A 25123-nucleotide genomic window follows, 5' to 3' on the forward strand; every position below is an offset into this window, starting at 1 on the left:
CGGTCAGCCTACGAGGGTTGGCCGGACAGTGGCTTGTAGTAGACGGAGAAACGCCGTGCGCCCGCCGCGCCCGAGGCGAGGCCCATGCACAGCCGGGGGGTGCCGCCGTGGCGTACGGCGACTCCCTCGGGTTCGCGGTGGTCGAGGGAGTGGCCGGCCTCGGTGCGCTGCCGCTGGACCAGTTCGCCGGTGCGGATGTCGAGGCAGGACAGGTAGGCGTTGCCGTGCTCGGCGGGCGGGTTGGTGGCGGGGTCGTAGGCGGTGCCGGCGAGTTGGTAGAGGTGGTCGCCGTGGAGGGCGTAGCCCTGGAAGGGGATCGCGGGGTCGGGGTGCAGGCCGGTCTGGGCGAGGTCGGCGACCGGGTCGGCGTAGTCGCGGGCGACGAAGGCGTCGAGGTCCCAGATCCGGTAGCGGGGCTCGTTGTCGAGGCGGTAGCGGATCGCGAGGCGCCGTGACGTCATGCACACCGAGGGCTGGTTGTTGGTGGTGCCGGGCATCGGCTTGCGGATCGCCACGTCCTCGCCGGTGCGGGTGGCGCCGTCGAAGAAGCGGAAGCGGGTGACGCCCTGGCCGTAGCCGTTCTCCGCGGCGGCCTCCGTCCAGATCCACACGTCGTCGGCCGCGTTCTGCACGCCCATGCTGACGCCGTGCCCGAAGCCCTGGAGGTGCATGCGGCCGAGCAATGTGCCGTCGTAGTCGAGCCTGTTGAGGCACAGGTCGCCCGACTCGGCTCCGCCCGCGGCGAGTTGCAGGGCGTAGAGGTGCTGGTTCTGCTCGTCGAAGGCGAAGGACTGGAGGACCGTGCCCTCGTGCAGCGTCTTCTGCCACAGCCAGCGGACGGCCGGCACGGACAGGTCGAAGCGCTCGGTCACGGTCCCCCCTCGGTCATCGGGGGCTAGAGGTTACCCCGCTTCTCCTGCTCCCTCTCGATGGCCTCGAACAGTGCCTTGAAGTTGCCCTTGCCGAAGCCCATCGAGCCGTGCCGCTCGATGAGTTCGAAGAACACGGTCGGCTTGTCCTGGACCGGCTTGGTGAAGATCTGGAGCAGGTAGCCGTCCTCGTCGCGGTCGGCGAGGATCTTCAGCTCGCGGAGGGTGTCGACCGGGACTCGGGTGTCGCCGACCCACTCGCCGAGGGTGTCGTAGTAGGAGTCGGGGGTGTCGAGAAACTGGACCCCGGCCGCGCGCATGGTCCGCACGGTCTGCACGATGTCGTTGGTGTTCAGCGCGATGTGCTGGACGCCCGCGCCGCCGTAGAACTCCAGGTACTCGTCGATCTGGGACTTCTTCTTGGCGACGGCGGGTTCGTTGATCGGGAACTTCACCTTGAGGGTGCCGTCGGCGACGACCTTCGACATCAGCGCGCTGTACTCGGTGGCGATGTCGTCGCCCACGAACTCCTTCATGTTCGTGAAGCCCATGACCTTGTTGTAGAAGCCGACCCACTCGTTCATCCGGCCGAGCTCGACGTTGCCGACGCAGTGGTCGACGGCCTGGAAGGTGCGGTGGGCGGGGGGCTCGACGATCGGGGCGGCCGCGGCGTAGCCGGGCAGGTAGGGGCCGTCGTAGCCGGTGCGCTCGACCAGGGTGTGGCGGGTCTCGCCGTAGGTGGCGATCGCGGCGAGGACGACCGTGCCGTGCTCGTCCTTCAGCTCGTACGGCTCGGCGACCGAGCGGGCGCCGTGCTCCAGGGCGTAGGCGTAGGCCCGGCGGGCGTCCGGGACCTCGATGGCGAGGTCGATCACGCCGTCGCCGTGCTCGGCCACGTGCTGGGCGAGGAAGTGGCCCCAGGGGGTGGCGGCCTTGATGACCGAGGTGAACACGAACCGGGCGGAGCCGTTCTCCAGCACGTAGCTCGCGGTCTCGCGGCTGCCGTTCTCCGGTCCGGAGTAGGCCACGAGCCGCATGCCGAAGGCGGTCGAGTAGTAGTGCGCCGCCTGCTTGGCGTTGCCGACGGCGAAGACGACCGCGTCCATTCCCTTGACCGGGAAGGGATCGGCCTGCCGGGCGGTGTCGGGAGTGTGGTGTGTGGTCTGCGTCATGTGCGAAGCCTGGCTCCGCTCTGCAAGGTGCGCAATAGTTTGCGTATCCACTGGACAACATGTTCAGCGGTGCGGCCGTATCGACGGACTTTCTGTGCAGGATGACCATCTCTCGGGGAGGCTGCCGTGGGGATCGACGAGCTGGACGGGCGGATCATCGTGCTCCTCGCGCGCGAGCCGCGGATCGGGGTCCTCGAGATGTCCCGGCGGCTGGGGGTGGCCCGGGGGACCGCGCAGGCGCGGCTGGACCGGCTTCAGTCGAACGGAGTCATCCGGGGGTTCGGTCCGCAGGTCGATCCGGCGGCGCTCGGCTACCCGGTGACCGCGTTCGCCACCCTGGAGATCCGGCAGGGGCAAGGGGCCGACGTGCGGGCGCACTTGGCGACCGTGCCGGAGGTGCTCGAGCTGCACACCACGACCGGCAGCGGGGACATGCTGTGCCGCCTGGTGGCCCGCTCCAACGCCGATCTCCAACGTGTGATCGACCGGGTTGTCGGATTCGATGGGATCGTCCGGGCCGCCACCGCGATCGTCATGGAGAACCCCGTTCCGCTGCGGATCATCCCGCTGGTGGAGCAGGCGGCGGAGGATCCGGCTATTCGGGAGTGACCGAGCCAGCGGGGTGAGCGGGTGTGAACTTCTGGGAGTACCTCGGCAGCCGCCACCAGCAACTGCTCGTCGACGCGTACCAGCACGCGAGCGCCGTCTTCCAGTGCATGGTCGTGGCGACCGTGATCGGGGTGTTGATCGGCGTCGTGACCTACCGCAGCGAGTGGGCGGGAAACCTCGCCACGACGGCCACCTCGACGATCCTGACCGTGCCCTCGCTCGCCATGATCGGCCTGCTCGTCCCCATCGTGGGCCTCGGGGTGCCGCCCACGGTGATCGCCCTGACGCTGTACGGACTGCTGCCGATCGTCCGCAACGCCATCGTGGGGCTGCGCGGGGTCGATCCCTCGCTGGTGGACGCGGCCAAGGGGATCGGGATGACCCGGGTGACGCGTCTCGCGCGGGTCGAGCTGCCGCTCGCCTGGCCGCCGATCCTGACCGGGATCCGGATCTCGACGCAGATGCTGATGGGCATCGCCGCGATCGCCGCCTACGCCTCCGGGCCCGGCCTCGGCAACGAGATCTTCCGGGGCATCGCCTCCCTGGGCAGCAAGAACGCGCTCAACCAGGTGCTCGCCGGCACCCTCGGGATCATCGTGCTCGCCCTGCTCTTCGACGCCGCGTACGTCCTGATCGGGCGGCTGACGATTCCGAGGGGGATCCGTGGCTGAGACGTCCGGTGCCTCGGGTGCGTCCATCGGGCTGGAGCACCTGACCAAGCGGTACCCCGGCAGTCCGCAGCCCGCCGTCGACAACGTCTCCATGGAGATCAAGGCGGGCGAGACCGTCGTCTTCGTGGGGCCGTCCGGCTGCGGCAAGTCGACCACGCTCAAGATGATCAACAGGTTGATCGAGCCGACCGGGGGACGCATCCGGATCAACGGCGAGGACGTCACCGACATCGACCCGGTGAAACTGCGCCGCAAGGTGGGCTACGCGATCCAGTCGGCCGGGCTCTTCCCGCACATGACGGTCGCGCAGAACGTCGCGCTCGTGCCGCGGATGATCGGCTGGGGCAAGGCCCGGACCAGGGACCGGGTGGAGGAACTGCTCGACCTCGTGGGGCTCGACCCCGGCGAGTTCCACGACCGCTATCCGCGCCAGCTCTCCGGGGGCCAGCAGCAGCGGGTGGGCGTGGCGCGGGCGCTCGCGGCCGATCCGCCCGTCCTGCTGATGGACGAGCCGTTCGGGGCGGTCGACCCGATCACCCGGGACCATCTCCAGGACGAGCTGATCCGCCTCCAGCGGGAGCTGCACAAGACGATCGTCTTCGTCACCCACGACTTCGACGAGGCGATCAAGCTGGGCGACCGGATCGCCGTCCTGCGCGAACGCTCCCACATCGCCCAGTTCGACACCCCCGAGGCGATCCTGACCAACCCGGCCGACGACTTCGTGTCCGGGTTCGTCGGCGCCGGGGCCGCGCTGAAGCGGCTGAACCTCACCCGGGTGCGGGACGTGGAGATCACCGACTATCCGACGGTGACCGTCGACGACCCCCTCCAGGAGATCTTCAACAGGCTCCGGGTCAGCGGGACGAACGAGATCCTGCTGCTCGACAGGCGTGGACGGCCCTACAAGTGGCTCCGGCGCGGCGACATGATGCGGGCGAAGGGGTCGCTGGCCCGGGCCGGGACGCTGGTGAGCGACACGGTGACCCGGGACGCGACCCTGCGGGACGCCCTGGAGGCCGTGCTGACCGACAACGCGGGGCGGGTCGCGGTGACCGGGCGGCGCGGCGAGTACACGGGGGTCGTCGACATGGAGACGCTCATGAACTCCGTGCACGAGCTCCTGGAGGCGGACCGGCTGGAGGCCATGGAGCACCAGCACGAACTGGAGGCGATCCGGGCCGACCGGACGCACGCCGAGCAGGAGGGCGCCGACGGAGAGGGGCGGAAGGCGTGACGACGTCGGCGACCTCCGTGCCGGAGGACGAGCGGGAGGAGGGCGCGCCCCCTCCCCCGACGGGTCCGCCGAGGCGGCGGGTCACCTGGCGGAAACTGACCTTCCTGCCCGCGTTCCTCCTCGCCGTCCTGCTGGCGACCTGGCTGTGGTTCGCGCAGGCCGACCTGGACCCGCTCTCCCGGAACGCGCTGTCGAACGGGCAGGTGTCCAAGGCGCTGTGGCAGCACGTGCAACTCACGGTCATCTCGACGTTCTTCGTGCTGATCATCGCCATCCCGCTGGGGATCCTGCTGACCCGCGGGGCCTTCCGGAAGGCGAGCCCGGTGGTGATGGCGGTCGCCAACACGGGCCAGGCGACCCCGGCGATCGGTCTGCTGGCCCTGCTGGTGATCTGGCTGGGCACCGGCACGAAGGCGGCCCTGATCGGCATCATCGCCTACGCCGTCCTGCCGGTCCTGTCGAACACCGTCGCGGGCCTGAAGGCGAACGACCCGACCCTGCTGGAGGCGGCCCGCGGCATCGGCATGTCCCCGCTGGGAGTACTGACCCGCGTCGAACTCCCGCTGGCCGTCCCCTTGATCCTCGCGGGCGTCCGCACGGCCCTGGTCCTCAACGTCGGCACGGCGACCCTGGCGACCTTCGGCGGGGGCGGCGGCCTCGGTGTCCTCATCACGACCGGCATCACCAACCAGCGCATGCCGGTCCTGGTGCTCGGCTCCGTTCTCACGGTCACCCTGGCCCTCCTGGTCGACTGGCTGGCCTCCCTCGCGGAACTGCTCCTCAGACCACGGGGGTTGGAGACGGGGACATGAACGGCGCACACCTGGCACCGACCCTGCTGAATCCGGGCCCCCGCCTCCCCGGGCCCCTGGTACCGGCCCCGGCGAGCCTCCGACCGCCCCTGGGGCTAGGCTCCCGCCTCCCTCACCGAACTGCCGCACACGACGAGAGGGCGGTTGGAGGCGGACACATGAGCCGCGGGCGCCTGGCACCAGCCCCGGCGGGCGTTCGTGCGACCCCTGGTCTCGACGTCGATACGGCGGTCCCGGCGCGCTACGGACGGGGCGGTGGACTGGGCCCCGCAGCTCGGCCGACGGGGTTTCCGCACCGAGCGGCCCCGCAGCGAGCCCGCTCGACCCGGCCCCATATCGACGCGGCGGCGTCCCTCGGCAGCCTCCGGTGTTCCCGGCCCTCTGCTGGACGACTGGTTGGCCGCACCGATCCTGACGGCAGACGGGTCGGCGGTCACGCCATGACGTTTCCGTGGCCGTCCGCCGACAGGCGTTTGTACCGCTCGTCGCGTCCGTGGGAGGTGACCGCGTGAAGCCGGCCCTCCTCGTGGTGAGCGGGTGTCTGGTGCTGGTCGCCGGCTGTGGGCTGACCAGTGGCTCTCCCATGGCCGACGACGTCCGGCCGGGGTCGATCGGGCGGGGTGAGCCGCTCAAGGGCGCGGATCTGACGGTCACGTCGAAGGAGTTCACCGAGCAGCTCATCCTGGGCGCGATCATGGGCATCGCCTTCGAGGCGGCGGGGGCGGAGGTCCTCGACCGCACCGGGATCCAGGGCTCGGTCGGGGCCAGGGAGGCGGTCAAGTCCGGGGACGCGGACGGGATGTACGAGTACACCGGCACGGCGTGGATCACCTACCAGGGCAACAGCGAGCCGATCGCCGACCCGCAGGAGCAGTGGACGGCCGTACGCAGGGCCGACCTGCGGAACGGGCTGACCTGGCTGCCGAAGGCACCCCTGAACAACACCTACGCCCTCGCCATGAACCAGGCCGCCTTCCGGAAGTACGGCACGAGGACCCTCTCCGACGTGGCCGCGCTGGCGAAGAAGGACCCCGGCGCGGTGACCCTGTGCGTGGAGAACGAGTTCGCCAACCGCGCCGACGGACTGCCGGGCATGGAGAAGGCGTACGGGATGAGCGTCCCGGCGAAGTACATCACCCAGATGGACACCGGGATCATCTACACCCAGGTGGCGAAGGGCAGTTGCCGGTACGGGGAGGTCTTCACGACCGACGGCCGCATCAGGTCCATGAACCTCGCGGTGATGCGGGACGACCGCAGGTTCTTCCCCAACTACAACGCGGCGCCCGAGATCAACTCCAAGTCCCTGAAGAAGTGGCCGGCCATCGCGGAGGTGCTCGCGCCGGTCACCAGGAAGCTGGACAACACGGTCGCGCGGGAGCTCAACGCCAGGGTCGACGTCGCCGGGGAGGACCCGCACCAGGTGGCACTGGACTGGATGAAGGCGGAGGGGTTCGTGAAGTAGGGGCGGCCACCGCCGGACAGAGTTACAAAGAACCCGTTGCAAAGGACTCTTTGCATAGCTATCTTTGTACGCATGCCGGAAGAGCCGAAGGTACGGAAACTTGACGCCCGTTCACTGCGCGGGCTGGCCCACCCCCTGCGGATGCAACTGCTGGACGCCCTGCGCTTCGGCGGTCCCGCCACGGCGTCCCAACTCGCCGAGCGACTGGGCGAGTCGAGTGGCGCCACCAGCTACCACCTGCGCCAACTGGCCGCACACGGCTTCGTGGAGGACGCCCCGGAGCGCGGCAAGGGGCGGGAGCGCTGGTGGAAGGCGGTCCACAAGGGGCTGACCTTCGACGACGCCCTGCTCACGGACAACGATCCGGCCGTGCGCGGAGCCGCCGACATGTACCTCCACGAGGTCGCCACCGCCCAGATCCAGAACCTCTCCAACTGGCTGGGCGACCGCGCGACCTGGCCCGAGGAGTGGAACCGCGTCTGGGACATGAGCAGCGCGACGCTACGGCTGACTCCCGAGCTGACCAAGGAACTCATCGAGAAGATGCACGCGCTGGTCGACACCTACCGCGACCGGGACGCCACCGGGGACCACGCGGCGCAGGTACGCATCCACACCCACACCTTCCCCGTCTCGACGGACTGAGAGGCCCCGCCATGCACCCCGAGACCCACCTCGCCCTGCACCACCTCCGCGCCGCCGACCTCCGCGCCGAGGCCGACGCGCACCGGCTCGCCGTAGAGGCCAGGCAGCCGTACGCGATCCGCACCCGCCTCGGCTGGACCCTCGTGGAGGTCGGGCTCCGGCTCGCCTCCCCGCGGCCGGTCCTCGCGCACTAGCAGGCGGGGACCGACCCCTTGCCCGACTCCAGGGCGGTCAGCGCGCCCACCGCCCCCTTCAGGGACGTCACCGGGATCAGCCGCAGCCCCTTCGGCAGCTCCGCCTTCGCGTCGGCGCACTCGTCCTTCGGCACCAGGAACACCGTCGCCCCGTCCCGCCGCGCGGCCTGCGTCTTCAGCGCCACGCCGCCCACCGCGCCGACCGTGCCGTCCGCGTCGATCGTGCCCGTCCCGGCGACGGTGCGGCCGCCCGTGAGGTCGCCCCCGGAGCCGTCGCCGTGCAGTTTGTCGACGATCCCCAGCGCGAACAGCAACCCCGCGCTCGGCCCCCCGACGTCCGCGAGCTTCAGCGTGACCTTGACCTTGTCGTCGCTGAGCTTGAGGTAGCCGAGGGCCGCCTGGGTCGCCGCGTCCTGGGACTCCTTCATCTGCGCGGTGTTGTGCTTCTCGATCTCCTCGACGTTCTGCCCGCTCGGGTAGACCGCGTCGTGGGGCATGACCGCCCGGTCGGTGCGGAACCAGTTGCCGACGATGTCGCCGAGGGAGATGCGCGTGTCCGGCCCGGTCGCCTCGATGGTCGTCATCCGCAACTGCCCGCTCGTCGTACGGGTCGCGGCCCCGGAGACCGTGATCACCGCCGCGCCCTCGTTGTCGCCGAGGACGTTCGCCGTCATCCCGGGCTGCGCCAGCGAGAACGGCAGCGGCGCGAGGAGGGCCGTGGCGACCAGCGCCACGACGGGCAGGGCACAGACGGCGACGGCCTGGGGGCGCGTGAGGCGAGAGAGCACGGGATCAATCTAACGCGGCGGTCACTTCCGGCCACGAGCCGGTCAGCCCCGGTACAGTTCCCGTCGCGCGCGGGTGAAGCGGCGCAGGACGTCGGGCAGCGGTTCGACCCCGATGCCCGGCCCCCGCGGCACCGGCAGGTGGCCGTCCGCCAGGACGAACGGCTCGGTGAGGTCCTCGGCGAAGTAGCGGGAGGAGGCGGAGGTGTCGCCGGGGAGCGTGAAGCCGGGCAGGGCGGCCAGGGCGAGGTTCGGGGCGCGGCCGATCCCCGTCTCCAGCATGCCGCCGCACCACACCGGCACCCCGTGCGCGCGGGCCACGTCGTGGACGCGCCGGGCCTCCAGGTAGCCGCCCACCCGCGCGGGCTTGACGTTGACGACCCGGCACGCGTCCATGGCGATCGCGGCGGCGGTGTCCCGGGCGTTGTGCAGGGACTCGTCGAGACAGACGGGGGTGGTGAGACGGCTCTGGAGGCGCGCGTGGCCGTACAGGTTGTTCTCGTCCAGCGGCTCCTCGATCAGCAGCAGCCCGAACTCGTCGAGCCGCCGCAGGTGTTCCGCGTCGGCGAGCGTGTACGCCGTGTTGGCGTCGACCTGGAGGGGCAGCGCCTCCCCGAAGCGCTCGCGCACGGCCCGTACGGGCTCGATGTCCCAGCCCGGTTCGATCTTCAGCTTGATCCGGACGTACCCCTCGGCGAGATACCCCTCGACGTCGTCCAGCAGCTCCGGCACGGACTCCTTGATCCCCACCGACACCCCGGCGGGGACCCGGTCGCGGACCGCGCCGAGGTACACCGCCAGCGGCATGCCGTACGACCGCAGCTCCGCGTCCAGGACGGCCGTCTCCAGGGCCGCCTTCGCCAGCTCGTGCCCCTTGATGCCGCTGACGGCGGGCCCGACCTGAGCCGCCGTGAGCGCGGGCAGGGCCGCCGCCCTCGGCACCAGGAAGTCCCGCAGCACCAGCTCCGCACCCGCCACGAACTCCGAGCAGTACCGCGGCTGCGGGTCGGCGGCGAACTCCGACCAGCCCTCGGCGGTGTCCGTGACGACGTGCAGCAGAAAGGTGTCCTTCGTGGTCATCGTGCCGAACGAGGTGCGGAAGGGCGTGACCAGCGGGATCGCCACATGGACGACTTCGACGCGCTCCAGCCTCATGCGACGGCCTCCTTGGTGAGGGTGTACCAGCCGTCCCGGGACATTCCGGTCGCCCGGAAGCCTTGCCCGAACGCCTCCGTGAACACGTCCCGCACGGCCCGCCGCCAGCGCAGCGCGAGGGCCGGGTCGGCGGCCCGCAGTCCGACGACGTCCTCCGGGACCCGGCACCAGAGGTGCCGGCCGGCGAGGTCGCCGCGGGCGAGTTCTCCGCCGTCGGGGGCCCGGCGGGTGACCGGCGCGTCTTCCCGCTCCCCCGGCTCGTACGACGGTCCGGGCGCGGTCAGGTCCCAGGTCACCGTCAGCCGGTCGCTCTCGTCGCCGCTGTTCACGCCGTCCCGCATGGGGCCGTAGAAGTCGACGAGGTACTCGGTGCCGACCGCGCCGAGCTTGGCCAGGTTGAAGCGGGCGTTGCGGGCGACCAGTGGGTCGAAGGTCCAGCGCATGGTGCGGGCGCCGAGGCCGAGCGCCCAGGCCCGCTGCGCCTGCTTCACCGGCTGCCCGAGCCCGGGTTCGGCGGCGGCGACCAGGGAGTACGACTCCCCCGAGCCGGGCGGCCCGAACACGGCGACGCAGGCCCCGGCGAGGCGCCGCCCGTCGTGGGCCGCGTGCACCGCGCCGCCCGCGTGGACCAGGCTGTTCAGCACCTCGGCCGGGTAGGGCGGGGCCGTGGGCGCGGTCCGCCAGACCTCGCCGAAGTACGCGCTGACGGCACCGAGGCCGGCGACGTCGTGGACGGTACGGATGCTCACCGCTGACATGTGCCCAGTCTCGGCTCCGGGCGGGCGCCCCGGGTTGTGCGGCCGTACAACGTCCGCGTACGTTCCTTTGCGGAACGGCCAAAGAGACCGGGAGGTGCCCGTGGACGCCTGCACCCTCGGGGATCTCCTCGACATCGTCGGCGGCACCTCGGTACGGCTGCACACCGCCCCCGCCGGGCTCGGCGCCCCGGTCACCGAGGTCGTCCTCCACGACGCCCACGCCCCGCTCCCCCGGGTGCCGGGTGCGCTGCTGCTGGCCGTCGGGGTGCGGGCGGCCGCGGCCGGGCCGCTGGCCAGGGCCGCGGCGGAGGCCGGGATGACCGGTCTGGTGGTCCGGGGCCCTGACGGGCCGGTGGGGGAAGCGGAGGCGCACGGGGTGGCGCTGCTGTCCGTCGCCGAGGACACCCCCTGGCACCGGGCGCACCTGCTGCTGGCCTCGGCGATCGGCGCCCGGCCGGTGCCGTCCACGGCCGGCCACGGCGACCTCTTCGCCCTCGCCGACGCCATCGCGACGGCGACCGGCGGGGCCACCGCGGTGGAGGACCCGCGCCGGCGGATCCTCGCCTACTCCACCGTCCCCGGCCAGCCGGTCGACGAGGACCGCCGCCAGGGCATCCTGGGGCTCCAGGTACCGGCGGACGTGGAGAACTCCGACCAGTACCGGGAGCTGTTCGCGGCCGCCGGACCGGTACGGCTGCCCGCGCTGCGGGACGGCGTCCTGCCGCGCCTCGCGGTCGCTGTCCGGGCCGGCGGGGAGACCCTCGGCTCGGTGTGGGTCGTCGACGACGGCACGCTCGCGGCGGACGCGGAGGAGACGCTCGTCCAGGGCGCGTCGACGGCGGCCGTGCTGCTCCTGCGGGCGCGGGCGGCCCAGGAGCTGGCCCGGCACCAGAGCGGTGACCTGCTGCGGCGGCTGCTGGACGGCACGGCGGACGCGGCGACGTCCGCCGTACGGCTGGGGGTCGAGGGCCCGGTGCGGGTCGCGGCCTTCGTGCCGGACGCGGCCGCCCTCCCGGACGCCGGACAGACCGGGCTGCGGCTGCTGGACGTCGTACGGCTGCAGTGCGAGGCGCGGTACGGGCGGCACGCGTGCGTGCTGCTCGACGGGGTGGTGTACGCGCTGCTGCCGGCGCCCGGGGCCCGCCACCGGCGGCTGGCGGAGGACATCGTGGCGCGGGCCGGGCAGGCGCTCCGGGTGCCGGTGCGGGCCGGGCTGGGCGAGGTGGTGGCGGGGCTCGGGGAGGTGGCCGGGTCGCGGGCCGACGCCGATCTGGTGCTGCGGGTGCTCGGACCGACACTGCCGGTGGCGACGATCGACGAGGTACGGCCGCGGGTCACGCTGCTGCGACTGGCCGAAGTGCTCGGTGCGCGGCGGGAGTTGGCGGAGGGCTCCTGGCGGCGGGTGCTGGCCTACGACGAGGAGCACGGGACCGACCACGCCCGCACACTGGTGTGCTGGTTCGACGCGGGGTGCGACATGACGGGAGCGGCGAAGCTGCTCGACGTCCACCCGAACACCTGCCGCTACCGCCTGAAGCAGGTGCGCCACCAGCTCGGAATCGACCTGGACGACCCCGACGAACGCCTGGTGCTGTGGCTCCAGTTGAGGGTACTGGCGGGCCCCGGGACTGAGGACGCCCGCAGTCGGCCGACGGCGGCGGGTTGACACGGGGGGCGTGTCGGCGGACGGCGACCACACCCACCCAGGGGCGCGGGGAACTGCGCGACCAGCCCCCACCGGACCCGCGGTCGACACGGACCCGCACCACACCGCACCCCCACCGCTCAGCTCAGCGCAGCGCCTCCGCGACCTCCCGCGCCGCGTCCACCACCCGCGGCCCCACCCGCTCCGGCACCGCGTCCGCCAGCATCACGACCCCGACACTGCCCTCGACCCCGGTGACCCCGAGCAGCGGAGCGGCCGCCCCGCTCGCCCCGGCCTCCAGCTCGCCGTGCGTCAGCATGTACCCCGGCTCACCGAACCCCTGCTGCCGGGCCGCGAGAATGGCCCGCCCGGCGGCGCCCCGGTCCAGCGGATGCCGGAAACCCGCCCGGTAAGCCACGTGATAGTCGGTCCAGGTGGGCTCCACGACGGCCACGGCCAGCGCCTCGGCACCGTCCACCAGCGTGAGGTGAGCCGTCGCCCCGATGTCCTCCGCGAGCGACCGCAGCGCGGGCAGCGCCGCCTCCCGCACCAGCGGATGCACCTGCCGTCCGAGTCGCAGCACCCCCAGCCCCACCCGGGCGCGCCCGCCGAGATCACGCCGTACGAGGGCGTGCTGCTCCAGCGTGGCCAGCAACCGGTACACCACGGTCCGGTTGACGCCCAGTTTGTTGGAAAGCTCGGTGACGGTGAGCCCGTGGTCCGTGTCGGCCAGGAGCTTGAGGACCCGCAGTCCCCGGTCAAGCGTCTGAGAGGTCTCCGCGGTCACGACGCCCACTCCTCCAAGTGGTGAGGTCGGCAGCCCCCTCGCGACGGATGCGTCACCGAGTCCCGTCAGTGACGCGCTTCAGAGGCCGCCGATCGGCCGGCGGCCCGGTCTCTTTCCGGGCCGCGTCGCTTCACGGCTGCGCTCCGCGGCGGCGCTGCCACGGGGCGTGTGCGTAGCGGGACAGTAGCGAAGCGGGTTCGCTCAGCGGAAGCCTCCGTCCAGAATCCGGGCAACGGCCGGTACGGACCACTCCGTTTGTCCTGATACGTACGGTCCGGTGCCGCGCCCGGCAGGCGTCCCGCGTCACCGCATCCGGGTGGCCCACTCCTGCACCTTGGCGATCCGCTGGCGGAGCTGCCCGGCCGTGGCCTCGGCGCTCGGGGGGCCGCCGCACACCCGGCGCAGCTCGGTGTGGATCACGCCGTGCGGCTTGCCGCTCTGGTGGACATAGGCGCTGACCATCGTGTTGAGCTGCTTGCGCAGCTCCATCATCTCCTTGTGCGAGACGACGGGCCGCCGCTCGGCGGGCAGTTCGAGGAGATCCGCCTCGCCGTCCGGCTTCTTGCGGCTGTGCGCGATCTGCCGGGCCTGCCGCTTCTGGAGCAGGAGCTGCACCTGGTCCGGTTCGAGGAGGCCCGGAATGCCGAGGTAGTCCTGCTCCTCCTCGCTCCCCGGGTGCGCCTGCATGCCGAACTCGGCGCCGTCGTAGAGGACGCGGTCGAAGACGGCCTCGGACTCCAGCGCCTCGAAGGCGAACTGCTCCTGCTCGCCGGTGTCCTCGTCCTGCTCCTTGTTCGCCTCCTCCATCTCCTTCTCGGACTCGGCGTACGGGTCCTCCTCGCCCTCCTTCCTCGGCTTGTCGAGGGCGTGGTCCCGCTCCACCTCCATCTCGTTGGCGAAGGTGAGCAGGTCGGGCACGGTCGGCAGGAACACGGAGGCGGTCTCGCCGCGCCTGCGGGACCGTACGAAACGGCCGACGGCCTGGGCGAAGAAGAGGGGCGTGGAGATGGTGGTGGCGTACACGCCCACCGCGAGGCGCGGGACGTCGACGCCCTCGGACACCATTCGCACGGCGACCATCCACCGGTCGTTGCTCTCGCTGAAGTCGTCGATCCGCTTCGAGGCGCCGGCGTCGTCGGACAGGACGAGGGTCGCCTTGGTGCCGGTGATCTCGCGGATCAGCTTGGCGTAGGCGCGCGCGGAGTCCTGGTCGGAGGCGATGACGAGGGCGCCGGCGTCCGGGATGGCCTTCCTGACCTCGGTGAGCCGCTGGTCGGCGGCGCGCAGCACGCTCGGCATCCACTCGCCGCGCGGATCGAGCGCGGTGCGCCAGGCCTGGCTGATCGCGTCCTTGGTCATGGGCTCGCCGAGCCGGGCGGCGATCTCGTCCCCGGCCTTGGTCCGCCACCGCATCTGCCCGCTGTAGGACAGGAAGATGACGGGCCGCACGACATGGTCGGCGAGCGCATTCCCGTACCCGTAGGTGTAGTCGGCGGCCGACCTGCGGATCCCGTCGTTGCCCTCCTCGTACGTCACGAAGGGGATGGGGTTGGTGTCGGACCGGAACGGCGTACCGGTGAGGGCGAGCCGGCGGGTGGCCGGCTCGAACGCCTCCAGGCACGCCTCGCCCCAGGACTTGGAGTCACCGGCGTGGTGGATCTCGTCGAGGATGACGAGGGTCTTGCGCTGCTCGACCCGGTTGCGGTGCAGCATGGGGCGCACGCCCACACCCGCGTAGGTGACGGCGACACCGTGGTAGTCCCTGCCGAGCGGCCCGGCGCTGTACTCGGGATCCAGCTTGATCCCTATCCGCGCGGCCGCCTCGGCCCACTGCTTCTTCAGGTGCTCGGTCGGCGCGACGACCGTCACCTGCTGCACGACGTGGTGGTGCAGCAGCCACGAGGCCAGGGTGAGGGCGAAGGTCGTCTTGCCCGCGCCCGGGGTCGCGACGGCCAGGAAGTCACGCGGCTGCTCCTGGACGTACTTCTCCATCGCCCCTTGCTGCCACGCGCGCAGCTTGCTGGCGGTGCCCCAGGGGGCCCTGCCGGGGAAGGCGGGGGAAAGGTGGTGGGAGGAGGCGGCGGTGGTAGTCACGGTCTCCGTCGGGGTCGAGCGGCTGGGCTGTCTCTTCGGCCGTGTATGACGACCGGGTCACCTTACCGGCGGGCCGATGGCGTCAACGCTCGGACGGGGCCGGGGCGGCCAGGGGTGGGACCGACGTCACAGTCATCGGGCGAAGCGCGGCAGATGGGCAGCGTTCTTGGGCACGTCCAGACGCCCCTGGCAGACGTCCCGCACGAACTGCTCGGCCTCGTCGACGTCGAAGTCCGCGTCCAGCGGATGGCCATTCATGTGCAGAAAGACCCAGGTCGCGTACCAGGCGATGCGCTTGTTCCCATCGACGAGGGCACGGTTGCGGGCCAGGGATTCCATCAGGGCCGCGGCCTTCTGCCACACGTCCGGATAGGCGTCCTGTCCGAACACACTCGACTGGGGCCGTGCCAGCGCTGAGTCCAGCAGCCCGTAGTCGCGCACTTCGTCTGCCCCGAGTCGCCGCGTGAGGTTCAGCAGCTCGGGAAGCGTGAGGTAGTGCATCAGGCGAGCCTGCGGTTCAGCTCGGCGCTCGCCTTCAGCACGTGGTCGGCGGCCTCGTTGAACAGCCGTGAATGTTCGTTTATGGCCGCGATCACCGCGTCGTGCGCGAAGGCCTGCATGCTCCGCCCTTCCGCAGCGGCGCGCTCACGCAGGGCGTCGAGCTCTTCGTCCGTGAAACGCAGGTTCAGTCCGGCCATGGCTCGACGGTACTAGGTGGTACCACTCAGTGCCACTCCGGTTCTGACATGCAGCCGCGTAGTCACCCACACCCCCACGAACGCCACCCCCGCCATCGGCAGGAACACCGCGGCGAACGCGGCCGGGTGGGAGCCGGCGGCCTGGGTCGCCGTGTGGCTCACCGTGCCGCCGCCCAGCGCCGCGAAGGCCGCGCCGCCCGCCGCCAGCAGGACGGCGTTGGAGAGGCCGTCGGAGATCTGGAGGGCGGCGGAGTTGCTGCCGGCCTCCTCCGGGGCGGACAGATGCAGCAGGAGCACGCTGGTGGAGGAGATCACGAGCCCCATCCCGAAACAGCCGAAGCCCCAGGCGACGGCGACCGTCCAGACCGGCACGGAGTCGATCAGCACACTCGGCGCGGCGGCGATCGCGGCCGCGACCAGCACCATCCCCGCGGTCATCAGCCGCTCCCGGTACGGCTCCACCCGCGCCCGTGACTGCACCCACGACCCCAGCGCCCACGTGGCCCCGCCCGCCGCGAGCGAGAACCCGGCCAGCGTCGGCGACAGCCCGCGCTGGGTCACCAGCATCAACGGCACGAAGGACTCCGCCGCGACGAAGGACCCCGCCGCGACCCCGCGCAGCAGCACGACGGACGGCAGCCCGCGCGCCGCCCGGTACGTCCCGCGCGGGAGCAGTCCGAGCACGGCCGGCACCAGCAGGGCCACGCCCGCGAGACCGGGGAGCAGGGAGAGCGGGCGCAGGTCCTGGGCGGCGTACTGGAGGAGTCCGGCGCCCAGGGAGATCCCGAGGGCGAGCCGGATGCGGCGCCGGTCGGTGCCGCCGGGAGCACGGCCGTCCACCGGGCCCGCGGCCCGCCGCCGTATCTGGGGAAGCGCGAGGGCCAGCGGGAAGACCACCAGTGCCGGGATCCCGACGAACACCCATCGCCACCCGAGGTGCTCGGTCACCGCCCCGGCCGCGAGCGGTCCCACGATCGACGGCACCACCCAGCCCGCCGCGAACGCCGCCATGATCGCGGGCCGCAGCCGCTCGGGATAGGCCCGGCCGACGACGACGTACAGCGCGACGATGACCAGACCGCCCCCGAAGCCCTGCACGGCCCGCCCGAGGATGAACAGCCACATCGAACCGGCGGTCCCCGAGAGCAGCAGTCCGGCCCCGAAGCAGGCGATCCCCGCGGTCAGCGCCCCGAGCGGCCCCCGCCGGTCCGCCCACTGCCCGGCCAGCACCATCCCGAACAGGCTGGTGGTGAAGTACCCGGAGAAGGCGAACGCGTAGAGCGCGACCCCGTCCAACTCCCGCGCGGCGACCGGCATCGCGGTCCCCACGGCGGTCGCCTCGAACGCGATCAGCAGCACGACGGACACGATGCCGATGCTCAGCGCCCGGTACGAACGCCCGAGCACCCCCTCCTCCCCCTCGTCGACGGACGGGACCTCAGGGTCGCCGGTGACACCGGCGTCACGTGGTTCGAGCACTGCCATGCCCGCCAGAGTAAGGGCCACAGCCCAGGTTGACCCCTGTCGAAAGCCTGCCCGGGGCTGAGACCTTGGTCGTACGACCCCCTCCTGCCACGGCCCGTTCATGAACGGCGCATGGCAGTCCCGTTGCAGCCCCCACGACTCCCTTGAACCACCCCCCACGCCCCCCTACGGTCAAGTCACCGGTTCACCCCGGCCGTGTGCCCGATTGGTTCAGGGACTCGCCTGCGCTGCATCCATCAGCGAGCTCCGCTCGCGGGGAGTTACGCGGGTTCGATCCCCGCCACGGCAGGACGACACGACGGAACCCGGTGACGGCCGTGTGCCCGAGTGGTTCAGGGACTCGCCTGCAAAGCGAGTTACGCGGGTTCGATTCCCGCCACGGCCTCTGGTGTGGGGAAGGGGCGGCATCTCGTGCGAGGTGCCGCCCCTTCCCCGTGGGGCGTCCTACGCTTGCGGCGGTCGTAGTCGTGAACGAGGAGGCGTGCGGGCGTGGTCGACGGTGTGGTGGAGCCTCCCTTTCCCGAGTCCCTGTGGGCGGATCAGGCGCCTGATCCGCATGCGCTGCTCGGGCCCGTGCTCGGGTTTCTCGGGGTGTGGCGCGGTCGGGGGCGGGGTGGGTATCCGACGCTCGACGGTGACTTCGTGTACGCGCAGGAGGTCCGGTTCAGTCATGACGGGCGGCCCTTCCTCCGGTACGAGGCACTGGCCTGGCTGCTCGACGGTGACGGGGCGCCCCTGCGGCCCGCGGCCCGGGAGAGCGGGTGGTGGCGGTTGCAGCCGGACGGCCGGGTGGAGGCGCTGGTCAGCCAGCCCACCGGCATCACCGAGATCCTGACCGGGCACGCCGGCAAGGGCGCGGTCGATCTCGCCACGCACTCCGTGGCACTCACCCCCACCGCCAAGGACGTGACCGCCACCCGCCGCCGCTACACCCTCGTCGACGGCGACACCCTCGACTTCGTCCACGATCTCGCGGCCGTCGGGCAGCCCCTCCAGCACCACCTTTCGGCGACGCTGCGGCGTGCGGCCGGTCAGAGCACCCCGCCCACCTCGTCCTGGAACAGCTCCGTCCAGTAGTGCCAGTCCGCGTCGGTCGTCGTGCCCGTGGGGTCGATCGTGGAGAGTGCGCGGATCATCGTCTTGGCGACCTGGACGTACAGCGTGTTCGTCAGTTCGTGGGCGAGCGCCTCGTCCATCCGGCGCTCCCGGTGCAGGAGCCAGAGGGTGAAGGCGAGGGTGGAGATGTCGGTGTTGAGGGGGTGGAGCGTCCCCTCGCGCTCGCTCCAGTTCAGGACCGCGCCCGTCTCGCCGTCGACGACCAGGGTGTTGTCCTCGATCAGGTGCCCGAGGACGATCAGGTGGCCGGCGCGCGGCGGAAGGGCGACCAGGTGCTCGGCGCGGTGCTCCGCGAGGGTCGGCAGCGGGGCGTCCGGGTCGGTGTGGAAGAGGACGCCGTCCTCGGGCAGGCCCGTCTGCGCGAGGAAGCGGCGGGTCGGGGCGTGCGTGAGCGTGGACGGGAAGTCGATGTCCTCGAAGCGGGCGACCCTGTTCCGGCCGAACTCGTGGTCCAGCAGGCGCGGCGGCAGGTCCAGGGCCAGACCGGAGTCCGTGCCCGGCCCCGCCACCAGGGCCAGGGGGCGGATCAGTGCCGCGATCTTCCAGAACGTCGGTACGTCGCCGCCCGTGCCCTCCTCGAACACCGTCATCAGTTGGCGGGTCGCGTCCTCCACGGCCGTAGGACCGAAGCGGCCGGCGTAGGCGGCGAACTGGCCGCGCACCTCCGTCAGTTCGTCCGTCGCCGTCGCGAAGCGGACCAGGGTGGGGAGCGACGGGGCCAGGGGGGTGCGGTCCATCAGGTCGGGGCGGGCGTGGAAGAACGCCGTCGTGGAGACCTCGCCGGTGACTCCGTCGAGCAGGACCGACTCGGTCTCCCGGCCGTGCAGGTCCGTGAGTCCGCCGATCACCAACTGGTCGCGCAACTCCTCGCTGAGCCGTCCGGCCGGGTCGGAGGTCGAGTCCGCGACGGTGCGCAGGCCCTCCCTGCGCAGCTCCTCGAAGCTGAACAGGTTGCTGTCGGCGGGCAGTCCGGGGCCGCTGAGCCAGCGACGGGTCGACGCGTGCGAAATGTAGGGCTGCAGTTCGTCCTCGGTCAGTCTGATCGCCGCTACGGCGGCTTCGGTCGCGCTCATGGCTCCCCCGTGTGCTTCGTACGCAGTCCCCTGGCCGGGCACGGCACGGCGAACCCGTCGGGCCTGCGCTCGTCCCCCACTGCTCGAAACACTACGCGCCACCACTGACAACGCCCCCGTACCAAGGAGACGTCAGAGCACCCTGGCGCGTTCCCGTCCCGCGAGAATCGCCTCCACCGTCTGCGCGGGCGTCTGCCCGGAGGTGTCCAGCCACAGCCCGACCGGCGGGGTCGACTCCCGCAGCGCCGCGTCCAGCGCGGTAACCGTCCAGGCGGGCCCGTAGCCGGTCTTCGTCCGGGCCGCCTCCGTCTCCGCGCCGGGCGCGAGGACGACGTCCTGCACGACGGCCGTGAACCCGAACTCGGCGTACGCGTCCACCATCGTCGCCGCCGACAGCCGGTACCGCAGCCGGAGTTGGCCGAGCACACCGGTGACCAGCAGGACGCCCCGGACCACCTGAACTCGCCTACGGCCGACGGGACTTCGCTCACGCGAAGTAGACGCCGCCGACCACGACGACGATCGCCGCCACCACGAACAGCAGGATCCACAGCGCCAACTTGCCCAGGCCGGGCGGCGGTTCGTACTCGCGGGGCTCCTGCCCCGGCGTGCTCATCGGTCCGTCACCACCGCGGCCTGCGGGCGGATCGGCAGCCGGTTGACGGGACGGCCGGTCGCGGCCCGTACGGCGGAGGCGACCGCCGCCGGTGACGTGACCACCGGCACCGCGCTGGCCGCCTTCGCGCCGAACGGGGCGACCACGTCCCGCTCCTCGACGAGCTTGACGATCCGGATCTCCGGCGCGTCCAGGGCCGTCGGCAGGGCGTACCCCGTGAGGTCCGGGTGCCGGATCAGCCCGCGCGCGCTGCGCAGGTTCTCCGTCAGCGCTATCCCGACGCCCTGCGTGACGCCCGCCTCGATACGGGCCTCGAGCTGGGCGGGGTTGAGGATGCGGCCCACGTCCTGGGCGAGCGCCAGCTCGACCACGCGGACCGAGCCGAGTTCGATGTCGACGTCGACGACCGCGCGGATCGCGCAGAACGCCATCCCGACGAAGGCGTCGCCCTGGCCCGTCTCGTCGAGGGGTTCCGTCGGGTGCGGACGGCACTGGGCGGTGGCCCACAGTTCCTTGCCGTCCATGGCCTCGGTGACGGTCGTCGACAGGACGCCGTCGTACGAGGTGATCTTGCCGTCGGTGATCTGGAGCAGTTCGGTGGACATGCCGAACTTGTGCGCCAGGGGCTGCAGGAGCTGGGTGCGGACCATCTTGGCCGCGCGTTCCACCGCGCCGCCCGAGACCCAGGTGTGGCGGCCGCGCGCGCCCGGTCCCGCCGGGGGCTGGTCGGTGTCGACGGGGGCCACGTGGACCTCGTCGATGCCGAGCGTCTCCTGGACGATCTGACGGGCCAGCGTGGTGAATCCCTGGCCGGTCTCGACGGCCGCGCAGAGCACCGTGGCGACGCCGTCCTGGACCCGGACGGTCGCCGTGGAGACCTCGTCCGCGCCCTCGGCGCCCAGCATGTGCACCATGCCGAGGCCGTAGCCGACGCCCCGGCGGATCGCGCCCGGTTCACCCGCGCCCTCGGGACCGCCGGGCAGCAGCCACTCGTCCTCGGGGGTGTCCTTGGGCAGCGCCGGCAGCGGGAAGTCCCGCACGGCCTGCAGCAGTTCGGCGACCGGGGCCGGGCAGGTGACCGTCTGGCCGGTCGGGAGCACGTCCCCCGTCGCCAGTACGTTGCGCAGACGCAGTTCCGCCGGGTCGACGCCCAGCTTCTTGGCCAGCTTGTCCATCTGCGCCTCGTAGGCGGCGCAGACCTGCATGGCGCCCTCGCCGCGGACATGGCCCGAGGGCGGGTTGTTGGTGCGCACGGCCCAGCCCTCGATGAAGGCGTTCGGGACGACGTACGGCCCGCAGGCGAAGCCGACGGCGGCGGCCAGGGCCTCCGCGGAGGTGTCGGCGTAGGCGCCCGAGTCGAGCAGGATCTGCGCCTCGACCTTGACCAGCTTGCCCTCGGCGTCGGCGTGGTGGCGGTATCGCAGCAGCGTCGGGTGGCGGTGCACGTGGCCGAGGAAGGACTCCTCGCGCGTGGCCGTCAGCTTCACCGGGCAGCCGGTCTTCAGTGCCAGGAGGCCGAGCGGGAGTTGGAAGCCCTGGTCCTCGCGGTCGGCGGTGGCGCCGGGGACCCCGGTGACGACGACCTTGACGCGCTCGGGGTCCAGGCCGTAGCAGGCGGCGGCCGTGTCGCGGTCGGTGTGCGGGTCGGTGGAGGCGAGGTAGAGCTCCACGCCGCCGTCGGGACGGGGCACGGCGAGACCGGCCTCGGCGCCGATGGGGGCGGGGTCCTGGCGGCCGATGCGGTACTGGCCCTCGACGACGATCTCGCCGGTCACGGAGGGGTCGCCGTGCTGGAGCGGGATGTGCCGGACCAGGTTGCCGTCGGGGTGCAGCGGCTCGGCCTCGAAGGCCTGTTCCGGGTCGGTGACCGGGTCGAGCACCTCGTACTCGACGATGACGGCGGCCGCGGCCATGCGCGCGGTGTCGGGGTGGTCGGCGGCCACGGCCGCGATCGGCTCGCCGTGATGGCGTACGACCTCGGAGGCGAACACCGGGCGGTCGGCCCTGCCGCGGCCGTGCACCGGTCTGCCGGGCACGTCCTCGTGGGTGACGACCGCGCGGACTCCGGGCATCTCACGCGCGTGGGTGGTGTCGATGGACACGATGCGCGCGTGCGCGTGCGGGGAGCGCAGGACGGCCGCCCACAGCAGGCCCTCGGCCCACAGGTCGGCCGCGTAGGGGAAGGTGCCCTCGGTCTTCGCACGCGCGTCGGCGGCCGGCAGGGAGACGCCGATGCCGTGCGGAATCGGCTCGGGGGCAGGTGCTGCTGCCTCCGCGGCGGTGGTCGCGGTGGCGGCTTCGTTGCTCACGCCTGGCCTCCGTCCTGTCCCTGTCCGTACGCCTGCTCATGCGGCCCGGAGGCGTTCGGGAACCCCGGGGAGTCGAACGCCGACGGGTTGACGCCGCCGGCGCCTGGGCCCGCCTGGTGCGGAATACGTGCCTCGTCGCCGTCCGTCTCAGCGTCGGCCGTCGCGTGGGCCTCGCGCTCGGCGACGACCTCCTTGACGGCGTCGACGACGCCCCGGTAGCCGGAGCAGCGGCAGAGGTTGCCGCACAGCGCCTGGCGGGTCTCCAGCTCGGTGGGGGCGGGGTTGCCCTCCAGCAGGTCGTGCACGGTCATCGCCATGCCCGGCACGCAGAAGCCGCACTGAACGGCCCCGCACCGGGCGAGGGCGCGCTGCACGTCGGAGGGCCGGCCGTCCTCGGCGAGGCCCTCGACGGTACGGACCTCGCTGCCGGCGGCGGTCACGGCGGGCACCAGGCAGGACGCGACGAGCCGTCCGTCGACCTGGACGTTGCACGCCCCGCACTCGCCCTGCGAGCAGCCGTCCTTGGCGCCGGCGAGTCCGAGCCGCTCGCGCAGCACGTAGAGCAGCGACTCGCCGATCCAGGCGTCGGTGACGGGGCGGTCGACGCCGTTGACACGCAGGACGTAGGAGGCGAGGGGGTGTTCCTCGCCGGGCGCCGCGGTCTGGTCGTCGGGGCTCTCGTCGGGGTCGGCGGCGTGCTCCTCGGCGGCGTCCGGCGCCTGTTCGCCGTCGCCCGCCGCGGGGGCGTGCTCGGCGCCCGGTTCGGCGGGGCCGTCAGCGGCTTCCACGGCCTCTTCGGCGCCCTCGGGGGCCCCGGGGGCCACCGGTGCCTCGGCGGGGCCCTGTGAGGGCCGTGGGGCGGCTGCGGAGGGGCCGTCGCCGTAGGGCTCGGCGGGGTCGTGGTGCAGGGGCGTGCCGCGACCGTCGGTGTGCGGGTGCGCGGAGTCCTCTGCCGCCTCGTCGGCCTCGGCGTGCCGGCGGGCGTCGGCGACCGCGTGGCCCGCGGCGGACGACATGGGCGCGTCCCCGTCCGGGCCGCCGTCGCGCGGGTCGTCGGGCTCGCCGCCCGGCGCCTCGCCGGCGGGCACGTGCGCATGGCCGTCGCCGGCCGGACCGGCGTGCCCGTCGTCGAACCCGCCGTCACGGCCCTCGTCGAAGCCGCCGCCGCGGCCGTCGTCGAACCCGTTCCCGGGCCCGTCGTCGTACGGCGCGTGCGGGTGCCGTTCTCCGGCCGGTGCGCCGTGCTCGGGTCCCGCGCCGGGGCCGCCCTGGGGCTGGTCCCCCCACGGCTGGGCCGGCTGGGTCGCCCAGGGCGCGGCCGCGCCGCCCGGCAGGGTCGCCGGCGGGGTGCCGCCCCACTGCTCGACCAGGGACGACGTGGTGAACTCGCCCGACTCGTCCGGGAGTTCGCCGCCGGCGACGGGGATCGACCACTGGCCGGTGACGTCGTGGCCCGGCGCGGGCGCGGCCGCGGTGTCCTCGACCTGCCACTGCTGGGTGGTCGCCGGGTTGTACGTGAACTGCCCGGTCTGGCCCTGGGGCAGGGTGCTCGGGTCGGGCCACTGCGCGCCCTCGGCCGGTGCGGCCCAGGCTCCCGGGTCGGTCCCGTCGCCCTGCGCGGCCGTTATCTGCGGCGGCACATAGCCGTGACCGGGCGCTGCGAGCGGGCTGTCGGCGGAGGCCAGGAGGGCGTCGATGCCCCCCTCGGGGAGCTTCACGAAGGCGGTCGCGCCGTCGTCGTAGTCGCCCTGGGGCAGCGGGTCCCAGCGGCCGGCGGCCCGGGGCGTGCCCTCTCCGTGCTGGTCGTCGGTCACGACAGTGCCCTCCCCAGTGCTCGTCGGGCCAGCGCGGCGACGGTGCGCCGCAGGTGCAGTACCGCGGGCGGATGCTGCGGCACGGAGCCGTCCGGGGCCGGTGCCGGGTCCGGGATGCAGGCCGCGGCGACGTACTCGCCGAAGGCCTCCAGGGCCTCCGGGACGATCGCGCGGTTGTTGTCCCAGTCGATGAGCCGGGCGACCCACTGCTCGGCGTCCAGGGGTCGCAGCGGCATCGGCGCTATGGCACCGACGGCGCACCTGACCCCGCGCCGGGCCGGGTCGAGGACCAGCGCGACGGAGGCCATCGCGCGCCCGGGTCCGGTACGCCCGGTGACCTTGAGGAAGACCTGCGGGGCGTGCAGCAGCGGCACGCGCACGAAGCCGATGAGCTCGCCCGCGCGCAGCATCTCCATGCCGGCCAGCAGGTGCGAGACCGGCATCTCCCGGCGGGCTCCGTCGGGGCCCGCGATGATCAGCGTGGCCTCCAGGGCGGCGAGGACGGGCAGGGCGTCGCCCGTGGGGGCCGCCGAGGCGATGTTGCCGCCCAGGGTGCCCGCGTTGCGGATCTGCGGCGGGCCGGCGGCGCGGGCGGCCGCGGCCAGCGCGGGGATGAGGGCGGCGAAGTCGGGGCGGCCCATACGCGCGTGCGTGAGTCCGGCGCCGAGCAGGGCGTGCCCGTCCTGGTACTGCCAGCCGCGGATCTCGCTGATCCGGCCGAGGCCCACGAGGGCGGCGGGCCTGAGCTGACCGGAGTTGACGGCGGCCATCAGGTCGGTGCCGCCGGCGACGGGCACGGCGGCGGGCATCGCGGTGAGGGCCGCCACGGCCTCGTCCAGCGTCGTGGGCAGCGTGACGGCCTGCGCCGCCTGCGGTGCGTGCGTGGTCAAACCGGCTGCCCCTTCCCGCTGCCCCACCTGGTCCTGCTGGTCCTGCCTGCTTGCTGCCGTACGGTACGTGCTGACAGGGCGGACGTGGCAACTCTGGCACATCTTCGCAACACCCGAAGACAGGGGTCCGTCAGGAGGTGTTCGGCGGCATTCGCCCACCCCACCAGGGAGATGGTCCGTTTTCGTCCGGGATCACCCGCGCAGGACGATTGACACTCTTCGGT

The 25123-nt window shown here is 72.6% G+C and carries 25 protein-coding genes and 2 tRNA genes; 11 read left to right on the forward strand and 16 right to left on the reverse strand.

Annotation, left to right across the window (positions count from 1 at the left end):
* Positions 1-8: 8 nt before the first annotated feature.
* On the reverse strand, positions 9-872 hold the full coding sequence (locus ACZ66S_RS04330; RefSeq protein WP_469899540.1) for a phage baseplate protein: 864 nt from the start codon (positions 870-872) through the stop codon (positions 9-11).
* 23 nt (positions 873-895) lie between these two features.
* Positions 896-2041, reverse strand: coding sequence for a 4-hydroxyphenylpyruvate dioxygenase (gene hppD / locus ACZ66S_RS04335; RefSeq protein ID WP_469899541.1), 1146 nt, complete (start codon positions 2039-2041; stop codon positions 896-898).
* A 126-nt stretch (positions 2042-2167) separates the two neighbouring features.
* Here hppD and ACZ66S_RS04340 point away from each other — a divergent pair, with 126 nt between their 5' ends.
* From ACZ66S_RS04340 to ACZ66S_RS04370, 7 genes are all read left to right on the forward strand, one after another.
* Positions 2168-2650, forward strand: a complete 483-nt coding sequence (locus ACZ66S_RS04340) for an Lrp/AsnC family transcriptional regulator (RefSeq protein WP_469899542.1) — start codon at positions 2168-2170, stop codon at positions 2648-2650.
* 23 nt (positions 2651-2673) lie between these two features.
* On the forward strand, positions 2674-3321 hold the full coding sequence (locus tag ACZ66S_RS04345; protein WP_469899543.1) for an ABC transporter permease: 648 nt from the start codon (positions 2674-2676) through the stop codon (positions 3319-3321).
* Entirely contained in the window at positions 3314-4558 is a 1245-nt protein-coding gene (locus ACZ66S_RS04350; RefSeq protein ID WP_469899545.1) for a betaine/proline/choline family ABC transporter ATP-binding protein, read from the forward strand. Before ACZ66S_RS04345 ends, ACZ66S_RS04350 begins: the two co-directional genes overlap by 8 nt.
* Positions 4555-5370: an ABC transporter permease gene (locus ACZ66S_RS04355; protein WP_469899546.1), complete on the forward strand. Its 816-nt coding sequence runs from the start codon at positions 4555-4557 to the stop codon at positions 5368-5370. Before ACZ66S_RS04350 ends, ACZ66S_RS04355 begins: the two co-directional genes overlap by 4 nt.
* A gap of 583 nt (positions 5371-5953) precedes the next feature.
* Positions 5954-6835 (forward strand): glycine betaine ABC transporter substrate-binding protein, encoded by an 882-nt coding sequence (locus ACZ66S_RS04360; protein ID WP_469899683.1) that lies wholly within the window; start codon positions 5954-5956, stop codon positions 6833-6835.
* 72 nt (positions 6836-6907) lie between these two features.
* Positions 6908-7480, forward strand: a complete 573-nt coding sequence (locus ACZ66S_RS04365) for an ArsR/SmtB family transcription factor (RefSeq protein WP_469899547.1) — start codon at positions 6908-6910, stop codon at positions 7478-7480.
* Positions 7481-7491: 11 nt separating this feature from the next.
* Positions 7492-7674 (forward strand): hypothetical protein, encoded by a 183-nt coding sequence (locus ACZ66S_RS04370; protein WP_469899548.1) that lies wholly within the window; start codon positions 7492-7494, stop codon positions 7672-7674.
* On the opposite strand, the gene ACZ66S_RS04375 is transcribed toward ACZ66S_RS04370, so the two are convergent.
* From ACZ66S_RS04375 to ACZ66S_RS04385, 3 genes are read right to left on the reverse strand one after another with little or no spacing between them, the layout of a single operon-like run.
* Positions 7671-8462 (reverse strand): S16 family serine protease, encoded by a 792-nt coding sequence (locus ACZ66S_RS04375; RefSeq protein WP_469899550.1) that lies wholly within the window; start codon positions 8460-8462, stop codon positions 7671-7673. The two genes, ACZ66S_RS04370 and ACZ66S_RS04375, sit on opposite strands and share 4 nt — an antisense overlap.
* A 42-nt stretch (positions 8463-8504) precedes the next feature.
* The gene (menC, locus tag ACZ66S_RS04380) at positions 8505-9614 is read right to left on the reverse strand and encodes an o-succinylbenzoate synthase (RefSeq protein ID WP_469899551.1); all 1110 of its coding nucleotides are present in this window, start codon (positions 9612-9614) and stop codon (positions 8505-8507) included.
* Entirely contained in the window at positions 9611-10372 is a 762-nt protein-coding gene (locus tag ACZ66S_RS04385; protein ID WP_469899552.1) for a chorismate synthase, read from the reverse strand. The genes menC and ACZ66S_RS04385 overlap by 4 nt, the downstream gene beginning before the upstream one ends.
* Positions 10373-10472: 100 nt before the next feature.
* On the opposite strand from ACZ66S_RS04385, the gene ACZ66S_RS04390 reads away from it, so the two are divergent.
* The gene (locus ACZ66S_RS04390; RefSeq protein ID WP_469899553.1) at positions 10473-12038 is read left to right on the forward strand and encodes a PucR family transcriptional regulator; all 1566 of its coding nucleotides are present in this window, start codon (positions 10473-10475) and stop codon (positions 12036-12038) included.
* Positions 12039-12162: 124 nt separating this feature from the next.
* On the opposite strand, the gene ACZ66S_RS04395 is transcribed toward ACZ66S_RS04390, so the two are convergent.
* The 5 genes from ACZ66S_RS04395 to ACZ66S_RS04415 form a co-directional block, all read right to left on the reverse strand.
* Positions 12163-12804: an IclR family transcriptional regulator gene (locus ACZ66S_RS04395; protein WP_031041623.1), complete on the reverse strand. Its 642-nt coding sequence runs from the start codon at positions 12802-12804 to the stop codon at positions 12163-12165.
* Between the two features lie 303 nt (positions 12805-13107).
* Positions 13108-14898: a DEAD/DEAH box helicase gene (locus ACZ66S_RS04400; protein WP_469899554.1), complete on the reverse strand. Its 1791-nt coding sequence runs from the start codon at positions 14896-14898 to the stop codon at positions 13108-13110.
* A gap of 132 nt (positions 14899-15030) precedes the next feature.
* A complete protein-coding gene (locus tag ACZ66S_RS04405; RefSeq protein ID WP_469899555.1) occupies positions 15031-15399 on the reverse strand; it encodes a type II toxin-antitoxin system death-on-curing family toxin in 369 nt (122 codons plus the stop codon).
* Entirely contained in the window at positions 15399-15596 is a 198-nt protein-coding gene (locus tag ACZ66S_RS04410; protein WP_123761049.1) for a hypothetical protein, read from the reverse strand. The genes ACZ66S_RS04405 and ACZ66S_RS04410 overlap by 1 nt, the downstream gene beginning before the upstream one ends.
* A gap of 12 nt (positions 15597-15608) precedes the next feature.
* Complete coding sequence (locus ACZ66S_RS04415; protein ID WP_469899557.1) at positions 15609-17081, reverse strand: MFS transporter; 1473 nt, start codon at positions 17079-17081, stop codon at positions 15609-15611.
* 190 nt (positions 17082-17271) lie between these two features.
* Between ACZ66S_RS04415 and ACZ66S_RS04420 the strand changes: the two genes are divergently transcribed.
* The 3 genes from ACZ66S_RS04420 (at position 17272) to ACZ66S_RS04430 (ending at position 18158) form a co-directional block, all read left to right on the forward strand.
* A tRNA-OTHER gene (locus ACZ66S_RS04420) sits at positions 17272-17370 on the forward strand.
* Positions 17371-17394: 24 nt separating this feature from the next.
* A tRNA-Cys gene (locus tag ACZ66S_RS04425) sits at positions 17395-17466 on the forward strand.
* A 104-nt stretch (positions 17467-17570) separates the two neighbouring features.
* A complete protein-coding gene (locus ACZ66S_RS04430) occupies positions 17571-18158 on the forward strand; it encodes a heme-binding beta-barrel domain-containing protein (protein WP_469899558.1) in 588 nt (195 codons plus the stop codon).
* Here ACZ66S_RS04430 and ACZ66S_RS04435 read toward each other — a convergent pair.
* The 6 genes from ACZ66S_RS04435 to ACZ66S_RS04460 form a co-directional block, all read right to left on the reverse strand.
* Complete coding sequence (locus tag ACZ66S_RS04435) at positions 18113-19270, reverse strand: SUKH-4 family immunity protein (RefSeq protein WP_469899559.1); 1158 nt, start codon at positions 19268-19270, stop codon at positions 18113-18115. The genes ACZ66S_RS04430 and ACZ66S_RS04435 overlap by 46 nt on opposite strands.
* 132 nt (positions 19271-19402) lie before the next feature.
* The gene (locus tag ACZ66S_RS04440; RefSeq protein WP_469899560.1) at positions 19403-19726 is read right to left on the reverse strand and encodes a hypothetical protein; all 324 of its coding nucleotides are present in this window, start codon (positions 19724-19726) and stop codon (positions 19403-19405) included.
* 31 nt (positions 19727-19757) lie between these two features.
* Positions 19758-19886: a hypothetical protein gene (locus tag ACZ66S_RS04445; RefSeq protein ID WP_260470535.1), complete on the reverse strand. Its 129-nt coding sequence runs from the start codon at positions 19884-19886 to the stop codon at positions 19758-19760.
* A complete protein-coding gene (locus tag ACZ66S_RS04450) occupies positions 19883-22195 on the reverse strand; it encodes a xanthine dehydrogenase family protein molybdopterin-binding subunit (protein WP_469899561.1) in 2313 nt (770 codons plus the stop codon). The genes ACZ66S_RS04445 and ACZ66S_RS04450 overlap by 4 nt, the downstream gene beginning before the upstream one ends.
* Positions 22192-24009, reverse strand: coding sequence for a (2Fe-2S)-binding protein (locus ACZ66S_RS04455; protein WP_469899562.1), 1818 nt, complete (start codon positions 24007-24009; stop codon positions 22192-22194). The genes ACZ66S_RS04450 and ACZ66S_RS04455 overlap by 4 nt, the downstream gene beginning before the upstream one ends.
* Complete coding sequence (locus tag ACZ66S_RS04460) at positions 24006-24899, reverse strand: FAD binding domain-containing protein (protein WP_181412249.1); 894 nt, start codon at positions 24897-24899, stop codon at positions 24006-24008. The genes ACZ66S_RS04455 and ACZ66S_RS04460 overlap by 4 nt, the downstream gene beginning before the upstream one ends.
* Positions 24900-25123 lie beyond the last annotated feature (224 nt).

It is taken from the genome of Streptomyces sp. NPDC107471 (assembly GCF_055582845.1).